At 34.2% G+C, this 12,161-nt stretch carries 9 protein-coding genes; 7 read left to right on the top strand and 2 right to left on the bottom strand.

The window, feature by feature from the left end; translation table 11 throughout:
• Positions 1–292 precede the first annotated feature (292 nt).
• Positions 293–964: a response regulator gene (locus CACET_RS16420; RefSeq protein ID WP_044824242.1), complete on the bottom strand. Its 672-nt coding sequence runs from the start codon at positions 962–964 to the stop codon at positions 293–295.
• 4 nt (positions 965–968) lie between these two features.
• On the bottom strand, positions 969–2,546 hold the full coding sequence (gene dcuS / locus CACET_RS16415) for a DcuS/MalK family sensor histidine kinase (RefSeq protein ID WP_044824241.1): 1,578 nt from the start codon (positions 2,544–2,546) through the stop codon (positions 969–971).
• A gap of 369 nt (positions 2,547–2,915) precedes the next feature.
• On the opposite strand from dcuS, the gene CACET_RS16410 reads away from it, so the two are divergent.
• The 7 genes from CACET_RS16410 to CACET_RS16380 all read left to right on the top strand — a co-directional run bounded on the left by CACET_RS16410 (position 2,916) and on the right by CACET_RS16380 (position 12,037).
• Entirely contained in the window at positions 2,916–3,161 is a 246-nt protein-coding gene (locus CACET_RS16410) for a hypothetical protein (protein ID WP_044824240.1), read from the top strand.
• Between the two features lie 177 nt (positions 3,162–3,338).
• Positions 3,339–4,628 (top strand): hybrid sensor histidine kinase/response regulator, encoded by a 1,290-nt coding sequence (locus CACET_RS16405; RefSeq protein ID WP_044824239.1) that lies wholly within the window; start codon positions 3,339–3,341, stop codon positions 4,626–4,628.
• 18 nt (positions 4,629–4,646) lie between these two features.
• Positions 4,647–7,820, top strand: coding sequence for a response regulator (locus tag CACET_RS16400; protein ID WP_052661307.1), 3,174 nt, complete (start codon positions 4,647–4,649; stop codon positions 7,818–7,820).
• Positions 7,821–7,839: 19 nt separating this feature from the next.
• A complete protein-coding gene (locus tag CACET_RS16395; protein ID WP_044824238.1) occupies positions 7,840–8,985 on the top strand; it encodes a CheR family methyltransferase in 1,146 nt (381 codons plus the stop codon).
• Positions 8,986–9,703: 718 nt separating this feature from the next.
• Complete coding sequence (locus tag CACET_RS16390) at positions 9,704–10,711, top strand: polysaccharide deacetylase family protein (RefSeq protein WP_052661305.1); 1,008 nt, start codon at positions 9,704–9,706, stop codon at positions 10,709–10,711.
• A gap of 167 nt (positions 10,712–10,878) precedes the next feature.
• A complete protein-coding gene (locus CACET_RS16385; protein ID WP_242846902.1) occupies positions 10,879–11,229 on the top strand; it encodes a YddF family protein in 351 nt (116 codons plus the stop codon).
• Positions 11,230–11,269: 40 nt separating this feature from the next.
• On the top strand, positions 11,270–12,037 hold the full coding sequence (locus tag CACET_RS16380; protein ID WP_044824237.1) for an epoxyqueuosine reductase: 768 nt from the start codon (positions 11,270–11,272) through the stop codon (positions 12,035–12,037).
• Positions 12,038–12,161 lie beyond the last annotated feature (124 nt).

Here is a 12,161-nt window from a genome sequence, read left to right as displayed (position 1 = left end):
AATTTTGTTCATATTGTTTATTTGATAGATACCCAAGTTGGAAACTTAAGGTGTGCCTATAAATAACGAAATATTTGAGTTGTGCAATTACTTAATGTAGTAATGAAAATTAAACATATACGCTCACTTAATTTTAAGTATTGACAACACTAAAGCTCCCTCCAATAAAAAATCCTAAAATTTGAAAACTCACTACCGTTCAAACATAGCTAAAAAAATTGCACAAGTCAAGTTACATCCATAGCTTAAATTATTAGGTTATATATCTATAATAGTGATAAACAAAATATTGTTACTTTTTATAAATATACAAATGCTGAGGGCGGCCAACAGTGCCATAAAGGACCTCTACCTCTGCTTCCCCTATCTCTGTTAAATATTCTAAATACCTTCTGACGGTAACACGGGTTAGTCCTAAGGCGTCAGCAACTTCCTGTGCTGATTTGGCTGTTGTCTCTCCTGCCATGTAGCTTTTGATTTTTTCCATAGTTTTTTCTTGAATGCCTTTATCATAAGAAGAAGCTAGTGTTTCTTTCTTACCCCAAATTAGTTTATCGATATCTTCTTGGTTGATTTCTTCCTTTTTGATAAAATTGAACTTTCTATTTTTATAGCCCTCTAAAGCCGCTTTAAATCGATGTAATTCAAAGGGTTTTACTAAATAATCCACAATACCCCATTGGAAGGCTTCTTCTATGCTAGGGGTGTCTTTTGCAGCAGTGACTAAAATCACATCTACACTTATACCTTCTTTTCTAATAGATCTCAGTAATGCTAAACCATTTATTTTAGGCATATAAATATCTAAAATAACTAAATGAGGGTTTAATGACTTGATGAGCTGCAAGGCTATTTCCCCATTGGAGGCTGTGCCTACTACTTGGAAGTCTCTTACTGTTTCAACAAACTTTTTATTAATGTCTGCAACCATTGGGTCGTCATCTACAATCAAAACTTTTAACATGGATTCACCTCAATGCTTTAGGAATTTTTATTAAAAACTGTGTCCCGCTAAATGTTTTAGATTTTACTTGGATACTGCCGCCTAAATTGTCTATACTTTGTTTTACTAAATGAAGACCAATGCCTCTACCATCACTTTTAGTTGTGAAACCTTTTTGAAAAATAAAGGGCTGATGGGATAAATCAATACCTATGCCATTATCTTTAACACTTATAATAATTTCTTCTTCTTTTTCAAGCAGGAGAAAGTCTATGACTTTTTTATCTTCTATATATTGTACAGCATCAAAGGCATTTTCTAAAAGATTTCCTATAATTGTAATCATAAGACTACTGGGGATACTAGAAGGCATTTTCGTTAAGTTGCTTGAGGGATGAATATTCATTTGTATTGCCGATTCTTTTGCAGCACTGTACTTACCAAGTAAAAGGGCAGCGATACTGGTATCTTGTATATTTTTTATAATAAAACTGATGACCTCTTGATGATGGGCAGTAATGTCGAGAATAAATTTTTCTGCCGAGGAATAATCTTTTAATTGGAGAAATCCTAAGATAACATGAAGTTTATTCATAAACTCATGGGTAGTGGCTCTTAAAGAATCCACCAACATCTTAAAGCCCGTTAACTCTTCTGCTAAAGCTGTTACTTCACTTTTATCCCGAAAACTAGCGATAACACCGATGGTCTTTTCCTGATGAAGCACAGGTAAGGTGTTTATCATAATGTTTGTGCCACAAATCTTCTTTTCTTCATTAGAGACAGCAACTCCCGAGTGCAGTACTTTGACCATATCTGTATTGGGTAAAACTTCTTCAATAGGTCTTCCTATAATATCTTTTTCAGTAAAGTTGAGAATATCTTTAGCAGCTGTATTCATCAAGGTAATCCTAGCATCTTCATTAATAGCAATGATGCCTTCTTTTATGGCTTCTAATATAGAACTTCTCTCTCTGAATAAGCCTGCAATTTCTTTAGGCTCTAATCCCATAAGAGTTCTTTTGATATTGTCCCCTAGTAAAACAGCTCCTATGAGTCCAATAAGAATTCCTAGGAAAGTAGAGAAATAAATTTCTTTTTTAAACTGAGTCTTTGTTTGAAAAATATGATCGTTTAATATGCCTACAGATACCATACCAATTCTTTCATGATTAAAGTTGTAAATAGGTGTAAAGCCCCTAGTAGATAAACCTAAAGTACCTTCAGCAGTAGAAACATATTCTTTTCCTTCCAGCAGAGCAGCAGCTTCATCCCCGCCTACAAAACGAGCACCTATTCTGGCAGGATTAGGATGAGAGTAACGAATCCCCTCTAAGTCAGTGACAACGATAAATTCAACGTCCTCTGTAGCTGCACGAATAGATTCTACGATAGGCTGAATAACTAAGGCGGGGTCCTCTGCTTCAAAGGCTCTAATGATGTCAGGAATTTTTGCTACTGCTCTACTAATATTTAGTACATTTGTAGACATTTCATCTTCAAGACTTTCTTCCATCGTCCGCATAATCAACAGGCCAGAAATCATGACGGATAATATGGTAATTGACAAAGAAAGAAGTGCTATTTTCTTTTTAAGTTTCATTATGTACCTCCTTATAACTATATCATAGGCGTTAACCTAATACAGTTATTACCAAAATTCTCTCAAACTGTCACTTTGATAATGCTAAGATCCTTCGACTCCGCTTTACTTCCCTCAGGATGACAAACTATGATTTAAGTTAATGCTCATAGGTGCTAACTTAATACAATTATTACGAGAATTCTCTCTAAATGTCATCCTGAGGGTAGCGAAGGATCTTGGAGTAACGACTCCGCCTTGCTCCCTTCAGGATGACAGATTATAGGTTAAGTTAATGCTGCTGATAGCTATATTATAGTATATGCCATATGGCTATGCACCATTTAAATTTGTACTACATAATATATTAAGGGAAAGGGGAGAAGGATGATGGGATGGTTAGATTCTAAAAATGTAGCAAGTTTACCTTTAGTGATCGCGGTATTATCTATTTTTACTTCTAAAACCACCAGTCCTGATAAACTAGCTATTCTTGGTGCATGGATATCGGTATTTGGGGATACGTTGCAAGCACTAGGGGAAACCCAAGAATTTATAGAAGAAAGAGAAGAAGAACGCTGTAAAATTCAAAGAGAGATTGAGGAATTACAGAAAAGGTTGGATAAACTTAAATAAATATCGCTTTTTTTATCATATTTGGAAGGATTTGGACGAGCCTTGTAGAAAATAACTTAAGGTAAGACACTACGCAACAAAATTATAAATATAAATCGAAGACAACTAGCCAGATCTTAAATATATTGGTAGGCAAGATAAGTAGAGTGCAACATCATAGAAGAAGGAAGTGAGCAAATGAAAAAATGTGCTTCATATACCATTCTCATTGTTGATGATAATGAAAACAATTTATTTACGTTAAGAAGTCTTATTGAAGAATATATAGATGCTACAGTAATTGAAGCAAGTTGTGGTGTGAAAGCTCTTCAAGAGCTATCGAGAAATCATGTAGATTTAATTATTTTAGATATTCAAATGGAGGAAATGGATGGATTCGAAATAGCCTCCTTAATAAAACAGAGAAAAAGAACCAAAGATATTCCTATTGTATTTCTAACTGCCTCTTATATTGGGGAGGAGTGTAGAAAAAGAGGTTTTGAGGTTGGCGGGGTTGATTACTTAACAAAGCCTATTGATGAATATCAACTGGTCAATAGAATCAATGTGTACCTGAAGTTGATAGAAAAAGAAAGAAGCATGAATATGATCCTAGAGGAAAAGGTAAATGAACAGACTAAAGAACTAAGGAAGGCAAAGGAGGATGCTGAAATAGCAAATCAGACAAAAACCGCCTTCTTAGCCAATGTTTCACATGAATTTAAAACCCCCTTGAATATTATCATGGGCACAATTCAAATGTTAAGGCTATACCTTGAAAAGGATGAGGCCTTAGATAGGAAAAAAGTTAAAAAGAAAATTGATATGCAATTACAAAACTGTTATCGTCTGTTGAGATTGGTAAATAACTTAATTGATATTACAAAAATCGATTCAGGAGATTTTGAAGTTTTCAAAAATAAATGCAATATTGTTGAAATTGTAAAAGTGATTACACTTTCAGTGGCGGATTACATAGAGAACAAGGGGATTCTCCTAAGCTTTGATACAGATGTAGAGGAAAAAATTATTCAATGTGATTTAGATGCCATGGAACGTATTTTACTAAATCTTTTATCCAATGCTATTAAGTTTACTCCTACAGGTGGTAGGATTAGTGTTTCATTAAAAAGCTTAGAGGAAAGGATAGAAATCTCTGTAGAGGATACAGGATCAGGTATTCCAGAAGACCAGCTTGAACTTATCTTTGAAAGATTTAAACAAACGGATGAATTATTGACGAGAAGGCAAGAAGGCAGCGGAATAGGTCTAAGTCTTGTAAAATCTCTAGTAGCAATGCAGGGAGGAAGAATTTATGTTGAGAGCCTGTACAAAAAAGGAAGTAAATTTACCATCCAATTACCAGTACAACTAGAAGGCGGAAAAAATACAGAAGAAAAAGTATTGGGATATGAATCTTCAAAAGGTGTCATTGATAAAATCCAAGTAGAATTTTCTGATATTTATTCTTTGGATTTAACTTCATAAAGAAGGTTTTAGAGAGGAATGAAAAAAATGATGGAGCTAAACCGTTTTAATATCAGAAATAGACTAATATTTACTTTTGTTATCTGTATAGCAGTATTCCTAGGGTTTGGGATCTTCACTATTCTACAAATCCATCGTTTGAGTGATGTAACACAAAGTATTTATGAAGATCCATTAAAGGTCTCTAATGCAGCTATTGAGGCACGAGTAGACTTCATAAAAATACAAAAGTTATTGAAAAACATGATATTATCGAAGAATCAGGAAGAATTTGACGAAGCGGTAGAAAACATAAGAACACTGGAAATAAAAATATTCGACAGTTTAGAAAAAATAACACAACAGTCTAGAGAAGAAGAAAACCGCATCCTTTTGGAAGAGATTAAGAAAACTTTTTCAAGTTGGCAGCGAGAATATGAAAAAATAATGGATTTCACCTCGAGGCAGAATTTGGATGAAGCTCTAGGGATTGTACAAGAACATAACCAGCAGTATGTATCTGAAATAGAAAAAAACCTGATATTTATTGATAATAATGCACAGGATTTGGCCAGCACTTTCATTGAAGAGGCTCTTGAAGTTGAGAAATATTTACGGTATATGCTTATTCTATTGATGATAGTTTTAGGAGGGTTTTTATTAATATTCTTCATACTGATTATTAGAAGTATTATTAAGCCTATCGATATGTTAAAAACATCTATGGAACATAGTATCGCTACAGGGAGATTAACCAAGGTACAATTGCAGGGACAGAATGAAATGACAGATATAGCTACCTTTTATAATATGCTTGTCCAAAAACTAAAGGATCAGTTTTGGGTGAAGGATAGTCAAAATTCATTAACTCGAGAGATGTCAGGCATTACAGATTTGGACGTATTGACCCAGAAGGCCTTAAACTTTTTAGCACGAAGGCTAGAAGCAGGTAAAGGAATTCTGTACCTATACGATGATTTGAAAAAGTCTCTTTATCCAGAAGTTTTTTATGCATTTACGGAAAAAGAAAAACGATGTAAGCAATATCAACTGGGGGAAAGTATTGTTGGACAGGTTGCCCTTGAAAGAAAACCTATTCTTTTAAAGGATATTCATAGAAAAGAAGAGCATATAGCTACGGGAATCATGGTAGAATCACCACTTTGTATTTATGCATTTCCTTTGATTTATCAAGGTGAACTTTATGGTGTTGTGGAACTGGCCTTTTTTAAACCCTTCGATCCTTTAAAGGAGGAGTTTTTAAAAAAAGCAGGTGTAATGATTGCTACAAATCTTTACTCACTGGCACAAAGTCAGAAGGTTAAGGATTTGCTACAGCTTTCAGAGGAGGCACAAAGGGAGGCTAAGAACACAGCCTATGAACTTCAAAAGGCCAATGCTGTATTAGAGGAGCAACAATGCACTATGCATCAGCAAACAGCGGAATTGCAACAAACCAATGCTGAGTTGGAGGAACAACAGCAGCTACTACAACAGCAAAGTGAGGAGCTTCAACAAACGAATATACAGTTAGAAGAGCATCAACAACTACTAGAGCAGAAATCAACCATCTTAAATAGAAGAAATCAGGAGCTGCAAAAATCTCAAGAAATGTTATTAAAACATTCTAAAGCGTTAGAAGAGGCTAGTAAGTATAAAACAGAATTTTTAGCAAATATGTCTCATGAACTTCGTACACCTCTAAATTCAATTATCTTATTATCAAGACTTCTGATGAAAAATGAAGCAAGTCATGATAGTAAAATTTTGGAAAGGGTGGAGGTGATTTATCATTCTGGACAAGAACTGTTGCGACTTATTAACGATATTTTAGACTTATCTAAAATTGAAGCAGGTAAAGTGGATATTTGTAGGAGGACCTTTCACTCTAAGGAGTTAACTAAGGAGCTTAAGAAGTTGTTTGAAGGAATATTGGCAGAAAAAAAGCTTCAATTTATCATAGAGGACCATGTAGATCAAATGCTTATTGGTGATCGGGAAAAGATATCTCAAATTTTACGAAACTTTATATCAAATGCTGCAAAGTTCACGGAAAAAGGTGAAGTTAATTTACGGATAATAGGTGATGAGGAAGGTGGCGTTGTTTTTTCAGTAACTGATACAGGTATAGGTATTGCTTCTAAGAACTTCTCTAAGGTTTTTGAAGCTTTTCAACAGGAGGATGGGTCTATATCTAGAAAATTTGGAGGAACTGGGCTAGGACTTTCTATCTCGCAAAAATTAGCAGAGCTTATAGGAGGGGAAATAAAAGTAAGCAGTAGTGTGGGAGAAGGCAGTATATTTTCTTTATATTTAAAGGATACGCTTTTGACAAAGGAGAAAAAAACATCGCACTATAGACAAGAAGAAGTCATTGAAGGAAATGAGACGGTTGTTGATGAAATAGCTCTTTCTAAAGAGCATGATAAAAGGATTTTAGTGATCGAAGATGATGAGAATTTTGCTAATTATATAAAAACTGTTATAGAAAAAAAGGGTTTTAGAACTTTGGTAGCCACAAATGGTGAAGAGGGGCTTATCTATGCAAAGGAATATACGATAGAGGGTATTATTTTAGACTTGGTACTGCCAGATATGAGCGGTATGGAGGTGTTGAGGGAGTTAAAAAGCACCTCAGAGTTAAAAGGCATCCCTGTACATATTATTTCTTCTTGGAAAAAACACGATAAAGCAGAACAAATGGGAGCAATCGGCTATCAGGAAAAGCCATTAAGTGAAGAAGATATTGTAGGGGTTCTTTCAAAACTTACTGCCTTTGGGGGAAAAGAGAAAGAAGGTCATTATTTAACACCTAAGACAAATAAGGATCATAGCCTTCATCTACAGGGAAAAAAAATTATGATTGTAGATGATGATCCGAAAAATATCTTTGTTTTAGCAGCGGCTCTTGAAGATTATGGGGGAGAGATACTAGAGGCATATGATGGGGAAGCTGCACTAGAAAAACTAAAGGAAGAAAAAGTAGACTTGGTTTTGATGGATATTATGATGCCTAATATGGATGGTTTTCAGACTATCGAAGCAATTCGTCAGGATGAAGTGTTAAAAGATATTCCTATTATTGCTATTACTGCAAAGTCCTTGAAAGGAGACCGGGAGAAATGTATAGAAGTAGGAGCAAATGATTATATCTCCAAGCCTGTGAATTATGAAACCTTGATTCAGTTGGTGAAGGCTTGGATCAACAAGTAATAGCAAAGGGGAAGCCTCCATGAGTATAAATATTTATTATGATGCAGAAGAAATCAAGCAAATCGTTATCGTGGGAGAATTAGCTGTAAAGGAAGAAATAATGAAACTTCTAGAACTTATCAAAGGCAAGCAAGAAAAAGTGCACATTACCTTCTTTGATGCCAATATGCTTCCAAAAGATATTATAAAAGAGTTGTATGATTTTCAAAAAAAAAATTGTTGTAAGATTTATGTGTTAAAGTCCTATCTATACTCCTATTTGTATAAGCTAGGAATATACTGTCACTATATTGCTAGGAAATTTATAGATAGTCCTGAAACAATAGGACGTAAGCTGGAAGAAATAAAACCTTTGATAGAAGAAGAAATAGCCATCTTTTTAAAGGAAGTACATTTGCAATATGGATACGATTTTACAAAATACCAAATACAGAGCATTATAAGAAGAGTGAAAATATGTATGATCAAAGAAAATATAAAAGATTTTCGGCGGTTTAAAGAGATGGTACTAACTAATGAAGATTTGTTTGAAGAATTGTTTATTACCTTCTCTATTAACACTACAGAGTTTTTTAGAGATCCTGAAGTTTTTCAAACAATACGAGAAGAGATACTACCTTATTTAAACAGATTCGCCTATATTAAAATATGGTGTGCCGGTTGTTCCACTGGACAGGAGCCCTATTCTTTAGCTATTATATTAGATGAGTTGGCGATGTTAGACAAAGCACAAATATATGCTACAGATATCAATCCTTATGTTATCGAAGAAGCCAAAAACGGCCTTTATCCTATACATGTCTTTGAAAAAGCTATGGAAAATTATAAAAAAACAAGGGGTAACAAAACTTTCGCTGATTATGTTAAATTGCGACAAGATTATATGGAGATAGATGAAAGACTTAAAAAGAGTATTTTGTTTTTTCATCATAGCTTGGTTGGAAGTGGTATGTTAAATGAATTCCAATTGATCCTTTGTAGAAATGTACTAATTTATATGCAAAATGATTTACAAAAAAAGGTCCTAAAGATTTTATATTATTCCTTGGATAGAGGAGGTGTCTTGGTTTTAGGGAAAAGTGAAGGGATTTTATGTAATGAAGGAAGTGACTTTTTCTATAAAATTAAGAAAGATAGTAAAATATTTAAATGTAAAGAAAGATAGCTATAAAAAAAGGACAGGGGAAGTCTATGATTGATCTCTGTCCTTTTTAGTAATTTTATCTAGTATAGATATGTGCTTCTAAAGTTAAATTTTGATATATATGGTCTACGGTTTCCCCCTAAAACTGGGGGTTGCAAATGTAGCCCTTAATATATTAAAATTTAGGGGCACACATCTATATAGATAACCAATTTTATACCTTAACAAAATACGCCTTCCTGCGGTTTCAGAAATGAACAATGTTAGCAATTCACTCCAGTGAAAAATCCTAAAATTTGCAAACTCGCTACCGCTCAAACATGCAAATTTCTTTACGGATTTTCCACTTACATGAATTGAACATTGTAGTCATTTCTTGCAAATGCATCCAGTCTGCATTTTGTTAAGCTTTGTAGTTGGTTATCTATATATAGATGACTAACCTAACAGTTAAAGTTATGCATACAATTTGACTTGCACAATTTTCAAAGTTATGTTTGCGTGTTAGCCAGGGTGCAAACTTTAGTATTTTTTTTATTGGAGGAGCTTTGGCGTTGTCAATACTTGAAACTAAATGTGCATATATATTTAATTTTCACTACTACATTAAATAATTGCACAATGTAAGTTAACAAATTTTACTGAGGAAAAAATGAAGGGTTTATTAAGAAAGATGTCAAATTAAAAGGTAGAAGGAAACTTTTATTATTAAGATCAATAGAAGTAAGGAGGATCAGTGGTGAGAAAATCTGTTGCTGTTATTTTGGCAAGTGTTGTTTTGTTAGCTTGCTTAACATTAGGATTTGTTTTTAGACCTTTAACATTGTTGGAGAGCCTTAATCATCGTTTTTTAAGAGGTTATCATGGAGGAGCAATAATAGATAGAAACTCTCCTGACATAAAGAAGTTAACGGGATTAGATGAAATTATTTTACAGACAAAGGAAAGAGACGTAATTGAAACAGCAGGCTTTTACCAACAGATGTATATAGAAGAAAATCGCAAACAAGAAATAAGAAAATTTGACCTAAAGGAAAGGGAGAAAGCAAAAAAAATCCCTGTGCTGATGTATCATCACCTACTGCCAGAAAAGGAAGAAGCCTTTAAAGATAATAATACAGTTGTAACCGTAGAAAATTTTGAAAAACAGATGGAAATTCTTCATCAAAGTGGATATCATACCATCACCCTATATGAGTTAGAAGGGTTTTTATCAGGGAATTTAGATTTGCCTAAGAAAACAGTAGCTATCACCTTTGACGATGGTTATTTAAGCAATATTGAATATGCCTATCCTATTTTAAAGGAATATGGATTTAAAGCTAGTATTTTTGCCATTACCCATGAGATTGCAGAGGAATCAGAGGCGTTTGATCCTACTATTTTACAATATATTGGTTGGAGGGATATGGTCAATACCCTTGATGTATTTACCTATGATAATCATACTCATGATCTACATCGACTAGAAGAAGAAAAGGGCTATCTAGTTACAAAGTCGATAGAAGAAGTGGTGGAGGACTTAATGATTAATATAGAATTAACGAAAAGTTCTTATTTTGCCTATCCCTATGGCCATTATAATAGTGATACCCTACAGATTCTAGAAGCATTAGGTATAAGAATGGCCTTTACTGTAAATAGTGGTTCAGTTAGACCCGGTGATGACCTATTGCAATTAAATCGCTATGGTGTTTTTCGGAATACCAGCACTTGGCGGTTTAAAAGAATGATTGGATTATGGTAAAAAATTGATCATAGGCGTTAACTTGACACAATTATTACCAAAATTCTCTTGAACTGTCATCCTGAGGGCAGCGAAGGATCTTGGAATAACGAAGGATAACAAGTTATGGTTTAAGTTAACGCTAATGAAAAATTGATAGAACTATTATTTAAGTAAGGGGGACAAAAATGACAAACAACATGACAGAATCTAAAAAGCTTCCCATAGCTTTGTTTAATGGCACAGTGGCCACCACCAATGGTCTTTATAAGGTAAGTGATATTTCTATAGATGAAGCTAAGGCATTAATTAAAGAATATGGACATATATCTGCAATAGGGCATGAAGCAACTGCTGAATTAATGTCAGAAATATTGGGGGTAAAGATTGAAATGAATCGGATACAATTCCAGCAGCAGGTAGGGCAAAAAGCTGTGATATTGAAGCTAAATATTCGACCTGCAGAAGGAATCATCTTGACCCGGGAAGAGGTTGAAGAAGTAGGTTATACCTTTAAACTAATGGAGAGATTGGCATAGCTAAAGACCTGAAAGCCTAGAAAACTTTAGGAGGTAGGAAATGAGAGAAAAGATAGAAGGACATATTAAAACTTTTGTCAAGGAATACCCCAGCAAAAAAGCCACGGTAACAAATTGGCAAGAACCCCTAATTACTTATGGTGATGCAAAAAATCCTATGTTTGATAAATTAAAAGAGGTAGTGACGCCGTCTCATGCATTACCAACAGACTTTTTACAGGATGCTGAGACAGTTATTGCTTATTTTCTTCCCTTTGAAGAGGCGGTTGTTAAAAGCAACATCGATGGGAGAGAAAGTTCAGAGGCCTGGGGAAGAGCCTATATAGAAACCAATCAGTTGATTTTTGACTTAAATAGTTATCTTCATGATGTCATAGAAACGTGGGGTTACAAGTCCACGATTCTTCCTGCTACGCATAATTTTGATCCAAAGCTGTTAATCAGCGAATGGTCCCATAGGCATGTTGCTTATATAGCTGGACTGGGTAAATTTGGCATAAATCGCATGCTGATCACCGAAAAAGGCTGCTGTGGCAGGATTGGCAGTGTTGTAACCAATTTAAAAATAGAGGCTACAGAAGTAAGTGAGGAAGAGTTCTGCTTATATAAAGCTAAAGGTATATGTGAAAGATGTGTAAAAAATTGTGTCAATGATGCCTTAAGCATAGATGGTTTTGACAGACATAAATGTTATGAGATGTGTTTATATAATGATAAGTTGTTAAATAATATGGGGGTGGCTGATGTATGTGGAAAATGCATGGTAGAAATCCCCTGTTCTTATAAGAATCCAATAAAGAAAGCGTAAACTTATCTTAATACTATGAAGTATCGGGAATGAGGAAAAATATATTCTAAGAAAAGATGTTACTTTGAGATGAACAACAGTAATATCTTTTTCTTTTTACGGAATTCTACTGGAAAAATATAAA

The sequence above is a fragment of the Clostridium aceticum genome (assembly GCF_001042715.1).
GTDB lineage: Bacteria > Bacillota > Clostridia > Peptostreptococcales > Natronincolaceae > Andreesenella > Andreesenella acetica.
The sequence above is the reverse complement of the archived record's forward strand: the minus strand, read 5'-3'. Positions and strand labels throughout refer to the sequence as shown.

Bases quoted from the DNA above. Each gene is read 5' to 3' on its own strand.
- CACET_RS16420 (WP_044824242.1), bottom strand. From the start codon at position 964: ATGTTAAAAGTTTTGATTGTAGATGACGACCCAATGGTTGCAGACATT.
- CACET_RS16410 (WP_044824240.1), top strand. From the start codon at position 2,916: ATGGGATGGTTAGATTCTAAAAATGTAGCAAGTTTACCTTTAGTGATC.
- CACET_RS16385 (WP_242846902.1), top strand. From the start codon at position 10,879: ATGACAAACAACATGACAGAATCTAAAAAGCTTCCCATAGCTTTGTTT.
- CACET_RS16405 (WP_044824239.1), top strand. From the start codon at position 3,339: ATGAAAAAATGTGCTTCATATACCATTCTCATTGTTGATGATAATGAA.
- CACET_RS16395 (WP_044824238.1), top strand. From the start codon at position 7,840: ATGAGTATAAATATTTATTATGATGCAGAAGAAATCAAGCAAATCGTT.
- CACET_RS16400 (WP_052661307.1), top strand. From the start codon at position 4,647: ATGAAAAAAATGATGGAGCTAAACCGTTTTAATATCAGAAATAGACTA.
- dcuS (WP_044824241.1), bottom strand. From the start codon at position 2,546: ATGAAACTTAAAAAGAAAATAGCACTTCTTTCTTTGTCAATTACCATA.
- CACET_RS16380 (WP_044824237.1), top strand. From the start codon at position 11,270: ATGAGAGAAAAGATAGAAGGACATATTAAAACTTTTGTCAAGGAATAC.